Below are 22,591 nucleotides of genomic sequence, written 5' to 3'. Positions count from 1 at the left end.
AAAATGACAATTAAAAATAACGTAAACTTTATCAATGGTGAGTATGTAAGTTCATCAAATAGTGACACCATCAGCGTGCTCTCGCCAAGTACCGGCGAGCAGGTGGGTGTTATTCCTAAGGGCAGTGTTGAAGATGCACAAACAGCCCTTGAAACAGCGACGGTTGCACAAACTGCATGGGCACAAAAAACACCACGTGAACGTGCCACAATCCTACGCCGTTTTGCACAAGGTATTCGTGATAATAATGAGCGCCTAGCTCAGTTATTAGTACAAGAGCAAGGCAAGCTGATTGATGTGGCTCGTATGGAAGCCAATGTCACAGCAACGTTTATTGAATATGCATGTGATAATGCCTTAACAATCAAAGGGGATATCATTCCTTCTGATCACGAAAACGAAAAAATCTATATTCATAAAGTGCCACGTGGTGTGGTTGTAGCAATCACAGCGTGGAATTTCCCGTTGGCGTTAGCAGGTCGTAAAATTGGCCCTGCATTAATTACCGGTAATTCTATCGTTATTAAGCCAACGCAAGAAACGCCATTAGCAACCATGGAACTCGGTGAAATTGCCAACCAAGCAGGTGTTCCTGCTGGCGTACTTAACATTGTTAATGGTACCGGCTCTGTGGTGGGTCAACATTTATGTGAAAGCCCGCTGACAAAACTGATCACCATGACCGGAAGTACCCGTGCAGGGCAAATTATTCATCAAGCCAGCGGTAAGCATTTAACTCCTGTTATGCTTGAGCTTGGCGGCAAAGCACCGTTTATCGTAATGGAAGATGCAGATCTAGATAAAGCTGTTGACGATGCTGTTACAGCACGCTTTGCAAACTGTGGTCAAGTGTGCACCTGTGCAGAGCGTTTATATGTGCACAGTGATGTATACGACAGCTTTCTTGAAAAGTTCATCCCTAAGGTTAAAGCCTTAAAAGTGGGGGATCCAATGGATCCAACATCAGAGATGGGTCCTAAAGTAAACCAGAGTGAAATTAATAATATTCACTCAATTGTTGAAAAAGGCATTGCTCAAGGCGCGAAGCTTGTAACTGGCGGCAAAGTCGCGACGGTGGCAGGATTTGAAGGCGGGAACTGGTACGAACCCACGGTACTTGTGGATGTTGACCAAGATAATATTTTAGTGCACGAAGAAACCTTTGGCCCAATATTACCTATTATTAAAATCAATAGCATTGATGAAGCTATTGCTTATACCAACGACAGTGAATACGGTCTATCAGCTTATTTATACACAAAAACACTGGATTACATTCACCGCTCTATTGCTGAAATGGAAGTAGGCGAAGTGTATGTAAACCGTGGTTTAGGTGAGCAGCATCAAGGTTTTCACAATGGTTGGAAACTAAGCGGTATGGGCGGTGAAGACGGTCAGTACGGGTTAGAGCAATACCTTGAGAAGAAAACAGTGTATTTAAATGAGAAGTAATTAGGCAGGGTGGATTCTCTCACATTTGCCCACCTAAAGCCGATGCAGTGCATCGGCTTTTTTGTGCTTGTGAGTTTTTTAACAAAAAATAAATAGGACATGAAATTACCATTTTTAAGCGTTAGTTGTGTATTTTGAGCAAAAATAACGGACTAGTATGGTTCATCAAATTTATATTTTACGATGAAGGTATTATGTCATGACAACAAAAAACACAAAGGTGAGTGAATTTGCCGATGCATTTAAAGGGCAACGTACCGCAACGGGCATAGGCCAAATGGATGACCAAAATGACCCCGTAAAGATGATATTAGGTCTAAAAGAGCTACGAAAAGCCGCGCATAATTGTACTGTGTTTCAATCAGGAGCCAAACCTGGCCGCATTGTTATCCCTTCTGAAGTTGCAATTAGAGAAACTCGGCAAATTCCCTTTGAAGTTGACCCACCAGAGCATGGCGGTTTTCGAGAGTTACTAAACCCGTGGTTCAAACGCCCGTTAGAAGAACAATACCAAGCTCGTTTACAACAGATCATAGATGATACTATTGAACATGCTATGAATACCGAGACGATTGAAATTGTTAGTGAATTTGCATTGCCACTGCAATCGAAGGCACTGACATTGTTACTTAATACCCCAATGAATACAGCACAAACGTGGATTGATTGGGGCACGCATGTATTTCGCAGTAAAGACAGTAATCTAGATGGTGATAAAGCCAATATTCTGTACGACTACATAGATCAACAAATTGATAAAGCAGTGGCGCAACCAAGTGATGATTTGTACTCAGTATTACTGGCAGCCAAGGTCAATGGTCAAACCATGACCAAGGAGCAAGTCAAAGGGGTCATGATCCTAACTTTTGCTGGTGGTCGCGATACGGTAATAAATGCAATCACTAACTCAATTGCTTACTTTAGTGAAAACGTCAATGATTTACATCGTATTTGCAATGAACCAGAAATTCTTAATCGTGCTGTAGAAGAACTTATTCGGTATTTTTCGCCATTAACACATATGGGGCGAGTAGCCACAAAAGATACACAGGTTTGTGAGCATGCGATAAAAGCTGATAGCCGTATCTCTTTGTGTTTTGCATCGGCAAATCGTGATGAAAGTGTGTTCAAAAACCCTGATAAAGTAGATTTTGATCGGAAAGTAAACCCTCATGTTAGTTTTGGTTTTAGTCATCATAATTGTTTAGGCGCTACTCATGCGCGACAAATATTACGTCAATTAGTGATATCTCTTGCTAATAAAGTCTCCAATATTGAGACGATAAAGGCCGATGAGAACATAGAAAAACTCGGTGAATTTTCAAGAAAAGTCGGCTTTAACAGTCTTCACGTTCGTTTAACTGCTAAATAATTAATCGATAACAAAGCGCACTGTAGCAAGTGCAAGTAATAAAAGAGGAATAATCATGGCTAAAGTAATTTTTATGACCCAAAGCAATGGCGCAATTGCAGTGGAAGGAAACGGTGGTTCGTTAATGGAACTTGCTGTGGCAAATGGTGTATCAGGCATTGATGGTGACTGTGGGGGTGTGTGCTCTTGTGCAACATGTCATGTTTATGTTGCACCTGAAGATTTTGAGAAAGTAGGAGCCGCGGATGAAATTGAAAGCGACATGTTAGAACTTGACGATAACGTGACTGAGTATAGTCGTTTATGCTGTCAAATTGAGGTGTCAGATGACATAGATGGTATGACATTTGTGGTGGCAAATTAATCGGTAAATTTTTATGCAACATATAAATACAGAGAAAAACGGCATTGATTTAAATGTAGTCGTCATAGGTGCCAGCCACGCAGGTGTTAATTTTGCATTTAATTTACGCCAACAGGGCTGGCTTGGCGCTATTACACTGATTGATAGTGACCCTGAATTACCTTATCACAGGCCGCCGTTATCAAAAAAAGCCTTGCAAGCAAGTGACGCAATTGCTAGCCCATTGAAAGCAGAAAAAGCTTATAAAGATAACAATTTATCTCTGTTTTTAGGGAAAACAGTTACAGCCATCAACAGTGAAAAAAAAACTATCACATTAGCATGTGGGAGCTTAATAACCTTTGACAAACTTGTTATTGCCACAGGCTGTTCGGCGTTTATTCCTGAAATTAAAGGCTTAAATAAGACTGTAGATTCTCAAGGAAGTAATCAGTATTTTGCTATGCGAACGTTTGCTGATGCAAAGGCAATAAAAGCTGCGCTTAATAACAGTCGCGATAAACAAGTCGTGATTATTGGCGGCGGGTATATTGGGCTTGAGTCAGCATCGTCATTTGTTGCATTAGGTGCCAATGTCACAGTGATTGAAAAGCAAGACAAAATATTATCCCGAGTGACCTCTGCGGTGATGTCTGACTTTTTAAATGATTTACATCAAAGCAAAGGGGTAAATTTACAAACCAGCAAGGACGTAGTCGAAATAAAGCACCAAAGCAATAAACACATAGTGGTATGCAGCGACGGCAGTCAATACCCCGCTGATTTTATTCTAGTGGGTGTGGGTGTAAAGCTAAATACCCAATTGGCAAGTGCTGCGGGGATAGAGGTCGAGCAGGGAATTAAAGTAAATGAGGCTTGCCAAACATCCCATCCTGATATATTTGCTATCGGTGATTGTACTCGTCATTTTAGCAAAATTTATCTGCGATGGATTCGTTTAGAATCAGTCCAAAATGCGGTTGATCAAGCCAAATCGGCGGCCATGTTTATTGCTAAGCAACAGTATACGCCCGCAGCTGTACCTTGGTTTTGGTCTGATCAATATCAATACAAGTTACAAATTGTGGGCTTAGCAAATGGATATAATGAGCTAATAGTACACAAAGAAACACCAGAGCAGTTTTCTGTTTGGTATTTTCATGATGACACCTTGTTATGTGTTGAAGCTGTTAACAGTAGCAAAGCTTATGTACTAGGGACGCAAGCGCTAAAACAAGGGCTATCAGTCAATAAGGCGTTATTAAGGAGCACAACAACATTAAGTAAAACCTTATTACAGAGCACATAATTGCGCTTATTCGCGCAGTTGTTGACGATACTGTAGCGGCGTGACTTTGAAGTGAAACTTAAACTGTTTAATGAAGTAGGAAGGACTGGAAAAGCCTAAATCATAAGCAATATCTGTGACTGATATATCAGTTTGACCCAATAATCGCGCAGCGTTATATAACTTATGTTGAATAAGATAATCGGAGTAGGGAACACGAAAGTGCTTTTTAAAAACCCGAGAAAAATACGACGGCGATAAATGACACATATCAGCGGCTTGCTCTAACGAAACGTTAATACTGTTATGGGTCTTCAATTGTTCAATAATCGGCGTTAACTTTTTAAAGCTTGCTAAGCCTGAGCGCGGTTTATTGACCGTTGTCGCGCCATTTTTACCGTACTCGCAAACGAGTGTTATAAGGCTATTAAACAACTGCTTACAAGTTTTGCTTCTAGGGTTTTGGTTGTATTCGCTTAGCATCCAAGCTAATAAGCAGTGCAACCGTTGTTGTATTTCGACACTGAAACTAAGATGCATACCCGATTTAAGCTGCTCTGTAAATTCGTTTAAAGCCGGGTCATTTAGTTGCTCAGGCATAAATTGGACTATATACCAAGATTTAGACCGCGGGTTTAACTCAAAATCATGGGTTTCCATTGCTGGTGTAAATACGGCCTCATAATCAGATAGCTTTGATTCGCCCTGATGATAAAAATAAGTGCCATCGATGCGCTCAAAAAAGATGAATTCATGGACCTGATGAAAGTGCATAAAACAGGAATAAGCATCGTGCTGCAAGTAACTAACATGATGAATTTCAAAATCGTAGCCATCCTTTATGGTGAATGGCTCGCAATAGATTGCAGGCTTAGACATATGGTTTATTGTTAACAAAATTTAATTGAAGTGTATCGCGCCTTATTAAAAGCTGCAATGTCTGATAAGCCAAATTGAATATTAGATATCCTAAAGGAGAAAATATGGAATTAAAGTTTTTATGCCCTTACTGGGGTTGTGAAGGAATAGCAGCAGAGCAGTTTGTTGCCCGCGTACTCGCTGCGGGTTTTGATGGGGCTGAAATTAACTTCCCTGAAGACGATGAGTTTATTGCAACCATTAAACGTGCGGCTTGTGAAGATAACTTTGATGTTGTAGCACAACAGTGGTTGGCTGCTAAAGCAGAATCGTTTGCACAGTACCGAGCTAGATTTAATACGCGGTTGCACTTCCTAGCAAATGTAAATCCGGTGTTTATAAATTCTCATACCGGAAAAGATTTTTTTAGCTTTGAGCAAAACTGTATTTTGCTCAAAGATGCTTTAGCGTTAGAGCAAAAATTAGGAGTTACAATTACTCACGAGACTCACAGAGGGCGCTTTAATTATGCAGCTTTTGCTACTGAGCCTTATCTTCAACGATTTCCTGAACTAAAATTAAACGCAGACTTCTCACATTGGACTAATGTAAGTGAAAGCTTGCTTGAAGAGCAACAAGATGCCTTATTAGCAGCGCAACAGCAGAGCTACTATATTCACGCAAGAGTAGGGCATACTCAATCTGCGCAAGTAAATGATCCCTTTAGTAGCCAATGGCGTGAAACATTAAACCTGTATGTACAATGGTGGCAAACGATCATCGACTTAGCAAAAGCGCGAGGTCAGCAAACATTTTATATTTGCCCCGAGTTTGGTCCTTGGCCTTATATGCCGAATGAACTCAATTCTAATAAACCAATAACAGAGCAATGGCAACTGAATGTTGCTATGAAAGATTACCTAAAGCAACACTTGGTTGTGTAACTAGGCGTTAGACCGGCTTTAATTAAAAAGCCGGTCATATAAGCGTTTGTACTATTTACCGTAGCGTTTTTCGTACATGGTCGATGTGACGTCTTTTACCGCCTCAATCATTTTAGGGTAAGGAATATCGGTGCCAGTGACAAAGCCGATATTGGCATTTTCACCATCAAAGGCTCGCCCAGATACCGGTTCATCAACATACTGAAACCAATGCGCGCCTACCATATAAGGTTTTTCGAGAACGCTTTGCATGTATTTTTTATACATGGTTGCACGGTCAGTTTGATTCGCTGCATGGACAATGCCTGGATTGAACAAGCCGGAGTCGGTTGCAGTACCGATATGAAATTCGCCAATAACAACGGGTAAATCGACATCTTCTAAAAATTGCCAATAATGATCTTGCATGCCTTCTTCGTAAATATTAAAGCTTAAAACATCTGAGTATTTTACAGAGGCTTTAATAATTTCATCGGGCATACCCCAATTAGCCATACGAGCGCCCATATATAAGTGATTAGGGAGTTTTTTAGCCAAGGTGCCATTAACCACTTTAAAGTATTGCTCGCCGAGCATTTCTAGCATTTTAGAAATATCAGCTATTTGTGCATCGCTGTAAGTGGTAAATGTAACGCCCTGGTCGAGCTCATCCCAGTTAGCGATATCACTTTGCCATGCTTTATTTAATGCAGTAATTGAGCTGTATTTTTGTTTAAGGTGTGTAGTAAAAGCATGCTTAGCAGGGCTATTCGCTGCATTTTTAGAAAGTGCATCGAGTATGATCCCATAACGCTTTTCAACACTGCCTTCACGCTCGCCCCAACTTTTCTCGTTATCTATAAAAATACCGATACACCAAGGCGATGCTTTAATTTTTTGTGCTATTGCATCGATTGTTATTTCGGCGCGTTTTTTAAATTCAGGGTCGTATACGTCAGGCATTAAACCCCAGTGGTTGGTGTGGCCAGAAAGGGTTTTAAAATCACCAATAATCCAACCGTTAGCAAAATAGGGCACCGATTCTTTATCATAAAAAGCTGGGTCGACCCAGTTACCAAACGATGTAAACCCCCAATCCTTCATGCGGTCAAGTGTTACATCATGCCATTTATCTATGTACGATTTAGGTGATGTTTCGCCGTAGCGACGTTGTAAATTTGCACGATAAAAGCTATATGTTTCGCCATGTGCCACAGGGCCTTTATGGGTTGAGCGTCGGTAGCTGTAATGCTCGCTCAGTGGCTCATCGTAATCCGGAAGCCATTGGAACATATTATGACGCAGCTCAGAAGTAATAAACCGGCTCTGGCGGGCTTGCTCTGAGACTTTAACAATGCCCATAGAATCTTCGGGGGTGATTTCATCACTGCTGCGATTACGTACTGAGTCGTCTTTAAAGTCTATCCCGGTAATTGTTGTTAGGTTAGCCATACGGACATTAGCGGGCCCATGAGAGAAAAATAAATAACCTTCAGGGTCGACCATCCACCATTTACCGTCTACTTTTTCAGTTCTGAAATATCCTGTAGCCTCTAACTTAGGACCGTTGGCGTAACCACCAAATCGTGAGCGGTCGCTCATACCTTTGGATTTTGCAAGTTCAGCTAGTTCAATATCAGCAAAACGTTTAAGTTGTTCATCTGATGTGATTGTTAACGCATTGGTTTGTTTTGTGTATTGACCATATTTGTCAATGATATTAACCATCCAATTTGGATCAGATGGTGGGTTTTTTCTGAGCTTTATATCGCCAATTAATATAGATTTATCTTCTAATACACCGATGGTGAACAAGTTCATTTCGCTAATTTTAGTAAAGTCGCCACCATCATCTCGCCAAGAGCGCCACACCATTAATCGATCATTTGTTTGCCAAGGTGGTGCATCTCCCCACATTCCGGTATTGGTTAGGGCTTCTTTACCATCTAAAGGAAAATATACCGTTCCTTTATAACTTGGGGGTAAACTAACTGAGCGGCTTTGTAGTTGTCCTTTGGGGTTTTCTATTGAGAGGTAAAAGTGTATAGAGTTGGCGCTGGTATTTTCTACGTCAAACGCCACATTATAGTTATTATATGCTGACACATCCCAAGGGCTCGGTGGAGCTATTTTTAGCTCAGAAATATTTCCCTCAGCTGAAAAATTTAACGCTAATTGTTTATTATTTGCTGACTCAATCAGTTGATGAGATGTATGACTATCAAAAAGCCAACTTTGCTGTTGTTGATCTGAAAAATCAACCAGCTTGGTCAGTGTTTCTACCTCAGTAAATGGGTCTGCTTGTGAGTTAACTGATGGCTCTTGCACAGGCGCTTTATGTGTATCGCTGCAACCATTGGTAAACACACAGGCTAAGCTTAGCGCAATTAAATTAAGTGTCATTGAAGGGCAAGGTGTTGTCATTATAGTTTGGTCCTGTTGTAAACTAGAATGAATAACATACGATCATTGTTAACAATAAACAATGATCGTATTCATATTTATCACTTTTAATTCTGTTTTATTAACTTCATTGGGTAGCTGTTGGTCGAATTCCATTGGCCAACATATAAATTGTCATCTTGATCTACACAAACACAGTGCACATGATTAAATACTTGCCAATCAGTTTGCATCGGTTGTAGTTGACCGTCCTGATAAAAAGGTTGTGGTGCACCCACGTTAGCGATGATTTTATTTGTTTCGTCAAAAATACTAATAAAACCTGAATCATCGGCATTGCGATTATCAACGTGTGACCAACACACCGGCGCATAAAAAACGGATCCCTTGAAGACGGGACCACCAATATAGGCGCCATTAGCACTGATTGTTTTAAGGTATTGGCCATCTAAAGAAAATACTTTTAAACATTGTTCAAACCGCGAGCTGACAATTAAAGTTGGGTTATTTTCATCACGTAGATCCACCTCGATGCCATGTGTATTGTGCAAATTGTAGTTGGTATCGCTATTATCATGCCCACCCCACTGTTTAATATAGCGGCCGTGTTTATCAAAGTGCAGTAAAAAATCGCTTCCGTAGCCATCTGTAACATATAAATCACCATTTGGGGCTATAGCGATATCAGTAGGGCGAAAGGGCTGCTCTGGCGTATAAGCACCGTATGTTTGCGGATGACCTATGGTGTAAATCAGTTTGCCATCTAAAGTCATTTTCGCAATGAATCCTGCTTGTGGAATAACATTGTTAGTGGGACTATCCCATTGCTCTTTGCTGTGACCGTCCCAATGTCGGTTAACGACCCATCCACTATCGACAACATATAAATACTCTTGCTCGCCTTCTTGCACAATTTTAATGGCATGGCCACCTGGGAATAGGGTACCAAATGCATCCAGTAACTCACCTTGTTGCGAGTAAACTAAAATGTTATTGCGCGTGTTATCAGTGATCATAAAAATACGCCCTTGCGAGTCCATCACCATGGCGTGACAATTTTCGATGGGGTAGTCTTCGGGGTCTAATTTACCCCAGTGCGCATCTATCTTGTATTGGTAGTTACCATGACCCACTATTTTGCCATGCGGGTCTTGTCCGTTTTTTGGTATTGCGTGAGCAATTTGTTGTTTTTGTTGTAAAGTTAACTGTTGGAGCATTGTAATTTCCAAATAAAAAAACCAACTCAAAGTAAGGGCTAACAATCTTTGAGTTGGTTTGGCTAGAAAAGGGTGGTTATCCAGGGTGATTTAAAATCGCGTCATCATCAACCCGATAGAGAGGATAGTAAATCGCTTCATTTTCTTTAAATGATTGATTGCTGACGGCGTTATAGGCACAGATCATTGACCAACGTGGCTCAGAGGCTCTATTTTGGTTAGATTTATGTAGCAAATTACAGTGGAAAAACAACACATCGCCAGGCTCAAGCTCAACGTTAACCAGCTCATGGTATTTCATGGCTTCTTCGACAAACTCTAAGCATGCGCCTTTTTGGTCGCCAGTTTTGCTGTGATCTAAACGCCCTAAATGGTGGGAGCCTTTTAAAACTTGTAAGCAGCCATTTTCAATTGTTGCTTTATTAATCGCCACCATACAACTGATTGCTTTAGGATAAAGCATATAGTTATCACGATGCCAGTAACCAAAGTCTTGGTGCCATTCCCATGCACCGCCTACAAATGGTTCTTTCATCATAATTTTGGTGCTAGTATGATAAACCTCTTCGCCGATCAGAGTTTCACAGACATCAACCAAACGACGGCCTCGAGAAAACATACTGTAAAAGTCATCCCCTGTTTCTTGCCATAAACACACTTTACTGACGGCACCATCGGCATCTTTTTTATGCCATGCTCGCTCGTAAAGCGAATCATCATTAAAGGCTGTATATTGCAAACGCGAAATTTCTTTTTCATCGTAATAGCCTTTTGCAATAACGTAGCCATCTCTATGAAAGTCTGCAATTTGTTGTGGTGTGAGTTGTCTGTTGTTCATAACTGAGTGTCCTGATAGTGACCATTTGTTGTAAATTGTTAACAATGATGATTGTGTTTATTTGAATGGTCAAGCTGTAATTTATATAAAAATATGGTATTTATATATAAATATTCATAAAATTAATTAACTAATTGTTTCTACATGTATTCACTGTGAATAAGGTAGAAAAATTATTTTTTAATTCATATATGAAGATGGAAAATTAATTCATTTTTGCGCTGATGGTGTTGTATGAACACAAAAGTAAAAAATAAATACGCAGTTCCGGCGTTAGATAAAGGTCTCGATATCCTTGAGTATTTGGCGAATAAGGGTAGTGCATGTTCACAAAGTGAAATAGCGACTGGGCTTGATCGTAGTGCAAATGAAATTTATCGGGTTTTGGTAGGGTTAGAGTCTAGAGGCTATTTAATTCGGGATGAGTTTTCTGGCCGGTATAGCCTATCTTTAAAGCTTTATAATTTATCCCGCTCTATTTCACCTATAGATCAAGTGCGCCAATGCGCTATTCCATATATGGAAGACTTAGTGGTCAGTGTAGGGCAGTCGTGCTACTTAACTATGTTGTATCAAAGCCAAGCTATGACGGTAGTACAAGCTCGCAGCCACAGTGCGATGCATTTGAGCATTGCTGAGGGTTCATTATTTACTTTAAGTAAATCAACTGCAGGGCAATTGCTGTTAGCAAACAGCAACGAGCATGTTCGCAGTATGTTGATAGAGCATGATAAAAATTATAGTAAATTAAAGTCAAAAGATTTAAGCAAATTTCATCAGGAGCTTAATGATATTGCTGAACAAGGGCAATTGGTACAGGGTAATCCAATTATTTCAGGTGTTACTGATTTTTCCGTTCCTATAGGTAAACCCAACGCAAAGTTGATAGCGGCATTAAGCATTTCATCTTTTGATGCAGCATTAACATCAAGAGTTAATACACACGCTATGATAGAAGAGCTTAAAAGTACGGCAACTAAAATCACCTCTTTACTTAACAGTTAACTTATTCACAGCGTTAGTCTCACTATATAAGTGAGGCTCATTATTACTCGCTGTTTCATAACCTCTTCAAATTTAAATAGTTACTTATAGCTCCCTTTGCTCAAAGTTCCCTCCGTTGTTGTTGGTCGTTCATATTATCAGCGCGCTTGTAAAATTTTTGTTTAATTTCGATTGACTTTTTACGCATTGTTCTATTATCGTAAAGTTAATTGTTAACAATATTTTGGTAACAATTATAAAATAGCAAAAATCATCAATGGCAACGTCGTCTAAACACAATATTTAGGTGTAAAAATGATAAACACACAATTTAAACTCAATGCAATTTGTATGGCTATATTGGTAGCAACACCATTGGCTAATGCACAAACAGAAGAAACAAGCAAAGCCTCTGATGTTGAGGTTATTCAAGTTACAGGTATTCGTAGTGCGTTAAGTAAATCTGCATCAATCAAACAAACTTCATCGGGTGTGGTTGATGCCATTTCGGCAGAGGATATTGGTAAATTACCTGATACTAATTTAGCAGAATCATTACAGCGTATTAGTGGCGTATCAATTGATAGAGCTAATAATGAAGGTAACCAAGTAACAGTGCGTGGCTTTGGTCCTAGCTTTAACTTAGTGACTTTAAATGGTCGTCAAATGCCAAATTCGTCTGTATTACAAGAAGCTGGTGTGTCACGTAGCTTTAATTTTAGAGAAATTGCAGCTGAAAGTGTGTCAGGTGTGTCTGTTTATAAAACAGGTAAAGCCAATGTCGCATCGGGTGGTATTGGTGCAACCATTGATATTAATACCGCTAAACCATTTGATTACGACGGCTTTAAAGCGTTCGCGAATGTTAAAGCGATAAAAGACACTAGTTCAGAGAAATCAAATGTTACACCTGAAATATCCGGCATGATCAGCCAAACATTTGCTGATGATATGTTTGGGGTGTTGTTGTCAGTTTCTCACTCAGAGCGTGAAAGTGGTCGTGAGCGTGTAGGTACGTCGCAGGGGTGGGTTAAAAATCGCGCAAATCCAGATGGTGTAGATAGCAGTGCTATTGACACCTCTGTTAATCCCACAGGAACATACTGGGTGCCTTGGACCCCTGAAATGGAACGATTTGAAACGGAGCGTACCCGTGATAATGCACAATTAGTATTGCAATTTGCCCCTACAGACAAAATAACCGCAACACTTGACTATACTATGTCGCGTTTTGAAGAAATTAGTGAAACTAATAAAATGTCATTTTGGTTTGATAATCCAGGTGGTACGGCTGATCAAAATGGTACCTTATTGGATATCACGAATGCCAATGATGAGCTTAACTTTTGGGCATGGGAGCTATACGAGAAAAAAGAAAACGACTCATTTGGTTTAAATTTAGCTTGGCAAGCAACAGAATCATTGAAGTTAAGTTTTGATGCTCATGACTCTACCTCTCATTCAAATCCAGATGGTAATACGGCCGAAACAATTGCAAATTTGAAAAATATTCCAGGCTCTGTCGATTTAATTGGTGCTAACTTTTCTACTGAAGTGCCGAGCATTACAGTTGATGACTCATCATTACCGGGCGGTGCTTATAATCCTGAGAATATCGTATCGGATCTGTATCAGCGCCGTGGTTACGAGATGAAAAATAACATCAAGCAATATCATGCAAGTGGTATGTGGGAAAATTTGAACAGTGGTGCAATTTCAGCGATTCATTTTGGCGCTATGTACACGGATTATCAAATTGATACCTATTTATCCGAGCAATTTTCATTTGTAGATATTCCGTTAGATAGCTTAGGGCTGATGTTTGATGACGCAGCAGGTTTTGCTGATGGTTTTTCAGGCTCTGATCAGTTGTTCCCTTATATGCCAAGATACAGTGCCCATGACTTTGTGGATATTGTTAAAAACGAAGGTCTATTTATAGAGCCTAATGTCTCTACTAATGGTGTTCAAGAACAAACAATGGCATTTTATGTGTCATTAGATGTAAGTACCGAGTTTAATGATATTCCAATTGATATGAATGTAGGGGTACGTTACGAAAGCACAGATGTAACCGGTTATTCTGTGAAACCAGCTATCATCGCGCTTAACTATCGCCATGCTGAAGAGCTACGTCCTGTGTATGCAGATGAAGCGACACCTCAAGAGCTAGAAGGTGAATACACGCGTATTTTACCAAATCTTGATTTAAGTGCTGACCTTGATAACGGCTATAAAGCACGTTTCTCATACAGTAGAACGCTAGCTCGTGCGGGGATTGATGCTATGTTCCCATCTACCACAATTAATGCGCGTCCTGGTGGGCCTTTTGATGCCTCACAGGGTAACCCAAATCTATTACCGATTACCTCAGATAACTTTGACTTCTCGTTTGAGTGGTATGGTGATGATGGCAGCTATGCATCTGTAGGTTACTTTAAAAAGTTTGTTGAAAACTTCATAGGTGCAGGTGTGGTACAAGGCACACTTGATGACATTAACGGTGAGCCGCTGCGCGATCCAAGTGTAAACCCACGTCCTGGCTGCCCTGACAGCAGCGATGAGCCTAACCCTGCTTGTATGAGCCAACCGTCTGATCCGGTTGTTACCTTTGATATCTCAACACCTGATAACCTACAAAACCGTGAGGTAGATGGCTGGGAATTAAATGGTCAGTACATGATTGAAGATACTGGTTTTGGTGTTGTTGCTAACTATACCTTAGTTAACAGTGACGAAGAGTTTGAACCGTATAACTTCGATCAAACCATTGCTCTGGCCGGCTTAAGTGACTCTGGTAACCTTGTTGGTTTTTATGAGAATGACGATTTCCAAGTGCGTCTTGCTTATAATTGGCGCGACGAGTTTCTACTTTCGCTAGGCACAGAGCCTACGTTTACCGAAGCTTATGGTCAGCTAGACTTTAACTTTAATTACACCATTAATGAATCGTACTCAGTTAACTTTGATGCGTTGAACTTGACTGACGAAACCGTTCGTCGTCATGGTCGCTTTAGCGAGCAGTTGATCTCTGCTGAGCAATATGGTCCACGTTATAGCATAGGTTTCACTGCTAAGTGGTAATAAGCTAAGTTTAAAGAGCAAGGCACTGCTAGTCTTGCTCTTTTTATTGGTTATATAGCAATAATAGAGGTTGCTATGAATGACACATTAAAATCAATTGTAATAGTCGGTGGTGGAACCGCTGGTTGGTTAAGTGCGGGGATTATTGCAGCCTATTTAAAAAAACATCACAGTCTTAATTACCACATTACATTAGTTGAATCAGCTGATATAGCAACGGTTGGCGTTGGTGAGGGCACATGGCCGACCATGCGCAGAACGTTACAAAATATGGGGGTTGATGAAGCGCAGTTTATTAATCAATGTAATGTATCGTTTAAACAAGGTGCCAAATTTGCCAACTGGCATAGCACAAAAGAAAACGACTTTTACTACCACCCGTTAATGATGCCACAAGGGTTTGCAGATAATGATTTAGCCGCAGCTTGGCTTCGTCAAGACACTGACTCAGCAGCACCGCATAAGCATTTTGCAAATTTTGTTTGCCCCCAACACGCATTGTGTGAGCACAACCTAGCGCCTAAAGCCCTAACAACACCACAATACAGTGGTGTGGCAAATTACGCATATCATTTAGATGCAGGCCTATTTGCCACATTTTTAAAAAATCATTGCATCAACCACTTAAACGTAACACATGTAGTGGCCAGTGTTTTATCGGTAAATAATAACGCTAATGGCGATATACACTCCTTGAGTTTGGATAATAACACGGCGCTTTGCGGCGATTTATTTATAGATTGCTCAGGGTTTAAATCTTTATTGTTAGGTGAAAATTTAAAAATCGGCTTTAAATCATGCAAAGACATTTTGTTTGCTGATAGCGCATTAGCAGTACACATGCCGTATGACGATGAAACTCAGGCGATTAGTTCACACACCATCTCTACAGCACAAACAGCAGGTTGGATATGGGATATTGGTCTGCAGACACGTCGTGGAGTAGGGCACGTTTACTCAAGCCGCCATATCAGTGAGCAAAAGGCCAAAGAGCAACTTTTTGATTACCTAAACATCTCGCCCGCTAAACGGGCTGACTTTAATGTTAAAAAAATTAGTTTTGAACCAGGACACAGAGAAAAGTTTTGGCACAAAAACTGTGTGGCTATTGGTTTGTCGGCTGGATTTTTAGAGCCATTAGAGGCGTCGGCCTTATTGCTGGTGGAAATATCCGCTAACTTTGTAGCAGAGCAATTACCAGCTAACCGCCAAGTCATGGATATAACTGCCGCACGGTTTAATCGTACTTTTAGCTATCGTTGGCAGCGTATTATCGATTTTTTAAAGCTGCACTACATGTTAAGTGAGCGAACCGATAGCCTTTTTTGGCAGCAACATTGCGCTGAGCATAGTATCCCGCAAAGCTTACAAGATAACCTAGCGTTATGGCGAACACATATCCCTAATGACAACCACTTTGATTATTCTGTCGAGGTATTTCCAGCAGCAAGCTACCAATACGTGCTGTATGGAATGGGCTTTAAAACGGCGACGACCCATTATGGCAATCATCCTCGCGCGATTAAAAAAGCGCACAATCTAGCAACTAAAAATACCAAAGACACGACTGAATTAGTGAGTAAATTACCGGATAACCGCACATTATTAAAACAAATCAAGAAGTATGGTTTACAAAAAATTTAGCTAAATCACTGCATTTAAATGAGCAACTTTACGATGACAAACGCAACATTATTAGATAAAAAAACACACGCAAACTTATACATAAACAATACGCCAAGTGCTGAATTTGGTGACAATATTAATTACATTCCCATAGTGGCTGATGAGTTAAAACAACTAGTGCTAGATTACCCTGTGTATTTTATGAAAAACCCACAGACAGGCCAGTTTGATCTGTTTGTTTTAACCGGTTTTACAGCGGGAGAGAACCTATTTTTGCAGCAAGGACGTTGGCGAGCACAATACATTCCGCTGCACATCAAGCGCCAGCCGTTCAAACTAGGTCTACGTGATGCCACGATAACCGAGCCTACGGATAGCGATTTAGCGGTGCTTATTCACCAAGATCACCCACGGGTTAATCAAAACATAGGAGAGCGGATTTTTGATCAGCAAGGAGAGCCCACAGCTTACCTGAATGCTGTTTGTGAGCAGTTAATGACATTAATGCACGGTAATAAGCGCACTAGCGCGTTTATTAAAGCCTTGCTAGAGCATGAGTTGCTAGAAGCCGTACAACTGAGCCTGACTCAAAAGGGTGAAAAACAAACGTATAGTGGCTTATACGCCATTAACGAGCAAGTACTAGCACAGCTTGACGCACATGCGCTTAAGTCATTACACGAAATGGGCTATCTTCAAGCTTGTTATATGATTATCGCTTCAACAGGGCATATACAAAAGTTAATTGACTGGCTTAACTAAACACCTTAAAACAACCCAGATATAGTGGTGAAAGCTCAATTGATGGCTTGTTAAATTAATTGAAGTTTGAGCCTATTAATGATCTATAGCTAAAGGCAATAGGATTTAGATGAATAAAAATAAAAAAGTACGTTGGGGAATTGCCGGGCTTGGTAGCATTGCGCAGCGTTTTGCTTTCGATTTAAAAAATAATGTAAATAATGCCGAGTTATATGCTGTTGCATCGCGCTCTCAAGAAAGAGCGGATAAATTTGCCAATGAGTTCGATTGCCAGACTGCGTATGGTGATTATAAATCGCTAGCAGAAAATCCACACGTCGATGTTGTTTATGTGGCGACTATTCATCCATGCCACAAAGAGTTAGTCGCTTTATTTTTAGCTCATAATAAGCATGTTTTTGTAGAGAAACCAGCATTTACTAATGTCGAAGATTGGGATGAAATGCTCAATTTAGCAAAGAGTAAAAACCTTTTGCTTATTGAGGCAATGAAATCAGTTACTTTTCCTGCTTATCGTGAACTGCTTAAATTTATTAAAAGTCATAATCTGGCAATTACTTGTATTGAGGCTTCATTTGGTACTAAAAATGAGTTTAATAATACTAATCGTCTATTTGATCCAAAACAGTGTGGAGGTGCCACATTAGACGTTGGGGTATATCCTCTGTGGCTATATGTCGATATTTGTAGCCAGTTAAATATTCCTCTGCAGAAACCCTTAGTTAATATTACGCGAGATAATCCAATATCAGCCGTTGATGAAATGGTCTCCTTTGTATTTAACACCAAGGTACAAGGTAATCTATCAGCTTCAATAACCAGAAACTTACCAAGTAAAGCTGTTTTATCAGGCCCAAATGTTGAGATTATCATCCATGAGAAATGGTGGAACCCGCAAATTATTGAGATCACACACTATGGTGCCAAACAAAAAATTGAAATTGATAGTACAGGGGAAAGCTTTGAGTTTGAGATAGAGCATATTTCAACGCTTATCTTAACTAACAAGTTAGAGTCTGATGTAATACCCCATGCTAACAGTCGCGCAGTGATTGAGATTATGGAGCGTGCCCTGACAGATAATGGCTATCAATACTTGGTTACTGGTTAAATGTTTGCCTTATTAAGCTAAAAGCGAAACGATAAGTCAGCACTTAAGATTTATGCAGTTCTGGTTTTATTTAGTTAACTGTACCTTCTGTTCCAAACTTGGTATTACTCCTTAAAATGCCAGAATAACTACTCTTGTATAGTCGGGCTTTAAGCTGTACTTAGGAGTTCCTTATTTGGGTTCTTAAATTAGGGTTAGAGTCGGTGTTTGAGTTTTAAGGTAATAGATAAATCACACATAAAAATTTAAAGGGTAAGAAAAAATTTTACATATGTATTGGAAATTACTCTACGATTGTTACCGTGCTATATAACCGAGTATTGTTAGTAAATTGCTTAGTACTTTATAATTTATATCGTTGATTTCATTAGGTACTCTATTTAGCTTATGTTCGGAATGATATCATTTAAAGCCAACATGTATCTATGTACCAGAATCAGCTATTCCTGTATAGCTCGTTTCTGCCCCAATAAGCTAACGTAAATCATCTAAAGGGCAGCTTTGAGTGCGCTACGGGCGGGTATGAGCAAACTATAGCCTTTCAGCCTCGATCATTCTGTTTAAATAGTGAGTGGTTTCTATATTAGACCTCATAAAATTAATTATTGACATACTCAGCTCGATGATTGACACTGAATTAATATTCACGAAGCAAGGCGTCTTCACATAAATGTGAATATTGGCAAATGCCAACCGATAGGCCCTTTACGGTAAAAAATATCAAAAAGTTACAAATTATTAGTTATTTATCATGTGCGAATAGAGAATTGGGCCAACTCAAGCACTTGAGGAGATACTAATATGCATGTCAATTTTCGTTCATCTTCAGAGTTTAAAAACATTACACTAGCTTGGGCTAAAAACAGCAAAGGGATCAAGGTTTGTAGACTTAGAGAGTCAATAGCAAATGTAGCTGGTTTTCCCGATTTAAAAAGTTATTTAACACACCTAGATTTTGATAAGGGTTTTCAGCCAACTAAAGAAAAATTCGAAGAAAAACTCTATTGTAACGGAAGAAACTTTGAAAATAGCCAAGTCTTTGAGCGTAGCGTTACTATCCAAGTGTCACAGGAAATTAAGGATTTATCGGTAATTAAATCAATCCCGCCTCAAATAAAGCCTTTGAATCACCCATCGAATGAAGCCTTGGTTCTGATTTCTGAGGTTTTGGGCTGTAATTTAAAAGCTATCAAAAAGCTAGATATTGACGAGCATCTATTCGAAGACGAAGAGCTTTCAGACGTAGAGTCTTGTGAATGGTCAGCGCTTTATGACTGCGTATGTACCGATAAAGATGGGTATGCAGTGGAGGTGCTTAGGTTTGATAAAGTAGGGAGTAAATACAACATTGTCTTTAACTTAGATGTTACTACAACTCAACATTTAGGTGATAATTTTGATTTAGATCCTGTTCTGCTGGACACTATCACCAATAGCCGTCTCCGATTAGATGATTATCAATTATTTAAATTTATCTCAAATTATGTAACCAATTTCTTGTCGTTAAATCCTGAGCCTTTTGTCGAAGAACCAACTGTAGGTTACTTTTTTAAGAAATCGATAGAAAAAGAATTTAACGAATTATTTTTTAATGAAATAGTTACTAACATGCCTGCTAGCACAATAACAAAATTCCCGCTTGTTAATTGGGGGGAGGGAAGCGAATTATCACAAGAAGTTGTTAACATTTATCATTTGACTAACTTGCTGATTAACAATATTGCAGAATATCCTACAAAAAACATTAATCATTTAATGTTATTTCTGGAAGCAATTGATTATTTACCATTTGACCCCTGGGAAAGAATGCATATTATGTTCTCTGACGTGAAAGGCGAGTTAATAGAGCGATAACAAAAATTAAAATTGTTCCTAATAGTGGTGCGTTTCGAACTGGAGACTTTGTTATAGATTTAGTTAAAACTTCGTAGTTTGATATTGCAAGATAAGCAGAGGGAGCATACACCCTTGAAGTATCCGTCCGGTGATCACCACCTAACCTTTAAAATTCCACGGTAATAGACTGTCGATATCGGGCGTAGGTTGGCACAATTCATTTAAACACGCGGTGATGTAATCGTAGGGTACTAAGTCGTTGGCTTTGGCTGTTTCAATGATGCTGTAAAGTGCGGCGCTGGGTCCAGCCCATACCGCGGTTTGGCTAAACAGCCAGTTTTTACGGCCAATGACGAACGGCTTAATAGCCCTCTCTGCACGGTTATTATCAATACTCAGTCGCCCATCATTAATGTATATGGTGAGTTTCGGCCATTGGTTTGCCATATAGTTAGCGGCATCTATGAGTTTGCTATTACCCACTAAGTTTGGTTGATGTTTTTCAAGCCACTCTTTGAGCTTGCTGAGTATTGGCTTACTTTGTGTTTGCCGAGTGTGATAAAGCTCATCAGCTGGTTTACCTTTTAATCGCGATTCTATCCCATATAGTTTTTGTATTAGACTAAGTACTACATCGGCTTTGCCTGTTTTGTTTTTCCCTTGTAGCTTTTTCGCCTCGATAAATTTACGACGTGCGTGCGCCCAGCAGCCCACAAGGGTGGCCTGTGTTTTTTCATACGCTTGATAACCATCCACGTGTAAGTACCCTTGATAATCATCAAGGTAATTCATCACACAGCTGGCTGCGCGACTATTATGGTAGTCGTAAAGCACAATATTGGGGATGGGGTTGTCTGGTTTAGGTGAGTCGGCTCCTGAGCAGTACACCCACATGTAGCTATTAATTTTATCCGATTTCACCACATTAACGGTGGTTTCATCAGCGTTAAGGAGTGGTTGTTTTAATAACTCGGCTTTCAAACGTTTAATGAGTGGCGTAAATAATGTGGCTGATTTAATCACCCAGTCACTCATGGTTTGTTGGCTAAGCTCAATGCCATATTGCTTAAACATGCTCTCTTGACGATGAAGCGGTAAACCATATTGGTATTTACTGGTGATAATTTGGCTAAGTAAGCTCGCTGTCGCGATGCCTTTGTTAATTGGCATGGCGGGCATTGGCTGTTGTTTTATCTTTGACTCAGTGCCTGATTTTTCACACTCACGACAGGCGTATTTCGGGCGAATATGTTCAATCACTTTGACTTGCGCTGGAATGAACTCAAGCTTTTCAGTGGTATCTTCACCGATTTTATGTAACTCACCACCGCAACATGCGCAACTTTTATCGTCGATGTCGTGAATAACGTGTTCACGGGGTAAGTCTTTAGGTAGTGGTTTGCGTTTAGGTTTGTTGCGGGTATAGCTAATTGCTTGCTGCTCAGGCTCAATTGTTTCAGTAATGTCTTCCGCTTCATTGAATAATTCACCTTGCCCCACAAAGCCTTCAGCACTTTTGCCGAATTGTTTTTGTTGGGCTAAACGGAATTGCTCTAGCAAATATTGATTTCGCTCATTCGCTTGAGGTAACTGTTTCTCAAGATCAGCAATGCGTTGTTGTAAGGTAAATACATCGTTCATGCCGTTTATTTTACGGCTTTCACTCATGATGTGTAGTGCTAACAGCTTAAACCTTGATGATCATCAATTGATCTAAGTCATTAAGTCACTGTGTGCTGACTTACGTTGATTTCTTCATGGCCAATGACGTCATAGCCTGATAATAACCAGTGTAATTGCTGCTCGCTCAATATCATGGTCACACGTTCACACCTAGGCCACGCTTATCAAGACGCTTATACCACGATGCAAAGCCCGTTTTATCCCAGTAGAGAAGTTTTAATTTGTCGCGTTTTTTATTACAAAACACAAAGAGCGCCCATGATAGCACGGTCAATTCAAGCTGGCACTCCACCAATGCCGCCAGCCCATTGATGGATTTACGAAAGTCCACATACTCAGCACATAAGTACACCTCAGGCGGATTAACAAACATCTTCATGCTGATAGCCCTTTAATAATTGTGACGACGACATTAGGGCAAAGCGTGGTGGGAAGTGCCAGTTGACCTGTGCGAATATTAAAGCTGACATAGGATTGCTCAGTGACGTTGATTTGTGTGCGCTGGGTTTGCTGCTCAACACGCACAAATTGAGGTGGCGCTTCTGATGATTGCGCCTGCTGCATACTTTTATATTTATAAAACGAGCTGATAGAGACTTGATGATGTTTGCAAAACGCTTCATTCGTTCCGGTAAATGACGAGCGAATCGCGAGGATTTCTTGCCAGCGTTTAGGGATAGGTGAACTCATAATGACCTCCAATAAATGATTGGCGGTATTTTCAAATACAAAAAATGCTGTTGCTAGGTGTGGTTAGCCGGACGGATACTATTTATCAACTCAATGCTGTACAATCAAATTAGTATCACTA

General features: G+C 40.0%; 18 protein-coding genes. 11 read left to right on the top strand and 7 right to left on the bottom strand.

All coding sequences use genetic code 11. The features are described 5' to 3' along the window. The first annotated feature begins 3 nt into the window (after positions 1-3). The 4 genes from aldA (at position 4) to ISP07_RS04365 (ending at position 4,476) form a co-directional block, all read left to right on the top strand. Positions 4-1,452 carry an aldehyde dehydrogenase gene (aldA, locus tag ISP07_RS04380; RefSeq protein WP_209326925.1) on the top strand — a complete coding sequence of 483 codons (1,449 nt, stop codon included), beginning with the start codon at positions 4-6 and terminating at the stop codon, positions 1,450-1,452. 199 nt (positions 1,453-1,651) lie between these two features. Beyond that, complete coding sequence (locus ISP07_RS04375) at positions 1,652-2,824, top strand: cytochrome P450 (protein ID WP_209326924.1); 1,173 nt, start codon at positions 1,652-1,654, stop codon at positions 2,822-2,824. Between the two features lie 55 nt (positions 2,825-2,879). Next, on the top strand, positions 2,880-3,188 hold the full coding sequence (locus ISP07_RS04370) for a 2Fe-2S iron-sulfur cluster-binding protein (RefSeq protein ID WP_154945436.1): 309 nt from the start codon (positions 2,880-2,882) through the stop codon (positions 3,186-3,188). 13 nt (positions 3,189-3,201) lie between these two features. Further along, on the top strand, positions 3,202-4,476 hold the full coding sequence (locus ISP07_RS04365; RefSeq protein ID WP_209326923.1) for an NAD(P)/FAD-dependent oxidoreductase: 1,275 nt from the start codon (positions 3,202-3,204) through the stop codon (positions 4,474-4,476). A 6-nt stretch (positions 4,477-4,482) separates the two neighbouring features. Here ISP07_RS04365 and ISP07_RS04360 read toward each other — a convergent pair whose 3' ends face one another. After that, on the bottom strand, positions 4,483-5,334 hold the full coding sequence (locus tag ISP07_RS04360; protein ID WP_228290507.1) for a helix-turn-helix domain-containing protein: 852 nt from the start codon (positions 5,332-5,334) through the stop codon (positions 4,483-4,485). A gap of 104 nt (positions 5,335-5,438) precedes the next feature. Here ISP07_RS04360 and ISP07_RS04355 point away from each other — a divergent pair, with 104 nt between their 5' ends. Further along, the gene (locus ISP07_RS04355) at positions 5,439-6,257 is read left to right on the top strand and encodes a hypothetical protein (protein ID WP_209326922.1); all 819 of its coding nucleotides are present in this window, start codon (positions 5,439-5,441) and stop codon (positions 6,255-6,257) included. 51 nt (positions 6,258-6,308) lie between these two features. Here ISP07_RS04355 and ISP07_RS04350 read toward each other — a convergent pair whose 3' ends face one another. From ISP07_RS04350 to ISP07_RS04340, 3 genes are all read right to left on the bottom strand, one after another. Beyond that, positions 6,309-8,660, bottom strand: a complete 2,352-nt coding sequence (locus ISP07_RS04350) for a beta-galactosidase (RefSeq protein ID WP_209326921.1) — start codon at positions 8,658-8,660, stop codon at positions 6,309-6,311. Between the two features lie 86 nt (positions 8,661-8,746). Next, entirely contained in the window at positions 8,747-9,856 is a 1,110-nt protein-coding gene (locus ISP07_RS04345) for a 6-bladed beta-propeller (RefSeq protein ID WP_209326920.1), read from the bottom strand. Between the two features lie 76 nt (positions 9,857-9,932). Continuing rightward, a complete protein-coding gene (locus ISP07_RS04340) occupies positions 9,933-10,694 on the bottom strand; it encodes a phytanoyl-CoA dioxygenase family protein (RefSeq protein WP_209326919.1) in 762 nt (253 codons plus the stop codon). 234 nt (positions 10,695-10,928) lie between these two features. Here ISP07_RS04340 and ISP07_RS04335 point away from each other — a divergent pair, with 234 nt between their 5' ends. The 6 genes from ISP07_RS04335 (at position 10,929) to ISP07_RS04310 (ending at position 20,115) form a co-directional block, all read left to right on the top strand. After that, positions 10,929-11,699: an IclR family transcriptional regulator gene (locus ISP07_RS04335; protein ID WP_209326918.1), complete on the top strand. Its 771-nt coding sequence runs from the start codon at positions 10,929-10,931 to the stop codon at positions 11,697-11,699. Positions 11,700-11,993: 294 nt separating this feature from the next. Next, entirely contained in the window at positions 11,994-14,762 is a 2,769-nt protein-coding gene (locus tag ISP07_RS04330) for a TonB-dependent receptor (protein WP_209326917.1), read from the top strand. Positions 14,763-14,837: 75 nt separating this feature from the next. Then, positions 14,838-16,406, top strand: a complete 1,569-nt coding sequence (locus ISP07_RS04325; RefSeq protein WP_209326916.1) for a tryptophan halogenase family protein — start codon at positions 14,838-14,840, stop codon at positions 16,404-16,406. A 33-nt stretch (positions 16,407-16,439) separates the two neighbouring features. Then, on the top strand, positions 16,440-17,150 hold the full coding sequence (locus tag ISP07_RS04320) for a SapC family protein (RefSeq protein ID WP_209326915.1): 711 nt from the start codon (positions 16,440-16,442) through the stop codon (positions 17,148-17,150). A gap of 109 nt (positions 17,151-17,259) precedes the next feature. Continuing rightward, positions 17,260-18,261, top strand: a complete 1,002-nt coding sequence (locus ISP07_RS04315) for a Gfo/Idh/MocA family protein (protein ID WP_209326914.1) — start codon at positions 17,260-17,262, stop codon at positions 18,259-18,261. Between the two features lie 801 nt (positions 18,262-19,062). Next, positions 19,063-20,115 carry a hypothetical protein gene (locus ISP07_RS04310; protein WP_209326913.1) on the top strand — a complete coding sequence of 351 codons (1,053 nt, stop codon included), beginning with the start codon at positions 19,063-19,065 and terminating at the stop codon, positions 20,113-20,115. Positions 20,116-20,256: 141 nt separating this feature from the next. On the opposite strand, the gene tnpC is transcribed toward ISP07_RS04310, so the two are convergent. The 3 genes from tnpC to tnpA form a co-directional block, all read right to left on the bottom strand. Next, a complete protein-coding gene (gene tnpC, locus ISP07_RS04305; RefSeq protein ID WP_209326973.1) occupies positions 20,257-21,738 on the bottom strand; it encodes an IS66 family transposase in 1,482 nt (493 codons plus the stop codon). 178 nt (positions 21,739-21,916) lie between these two features. Next, complete coding sequence (gene tnpB / locus ISP07_RS04300; RefSeq protein WP_209326912.1) at positions 21,917-22,153, bottom strand: IS66 family insertion sequence element accessory protein TnpB; 237 nt, start codon at positions 22,151-22,153, stop codon at positions 21,917-21,919. A 2-nt stretch (positions 22,154-22,155) separates the two neighbouring features. Continuing rightward, on the bottom strand, positions 22,156-22,470 hold the full coding sequence (gene tnpA / locus ISP07_RS04295) for an IS66 family insertion sequence element accessory protein TnpA (protein WP_209326911.1): 315 nt from the start codon (positions 22,468-22,470) through the stop codon (positions 22,156-22,158). Between the last annotated feature and the right edge of the window lie 121 nt (positions 22,471-22,591).

Source organism: Pseudoalteromonas sp. PA2MD11, assembly GCF_017808125.1.
Classification (GTDB): domain Bacteria; phylum Pseudomonadota; class Gammaproteobacteria; order Enterobacterales; family Alteromonadaceae; genus Pseudoalteromonas; species Pseudoalteromonas simplex.
Note: the sequence above shows the minus strand (reverse complement) of the source record. Positions and strands in the feature narration are given on the sequence as shown.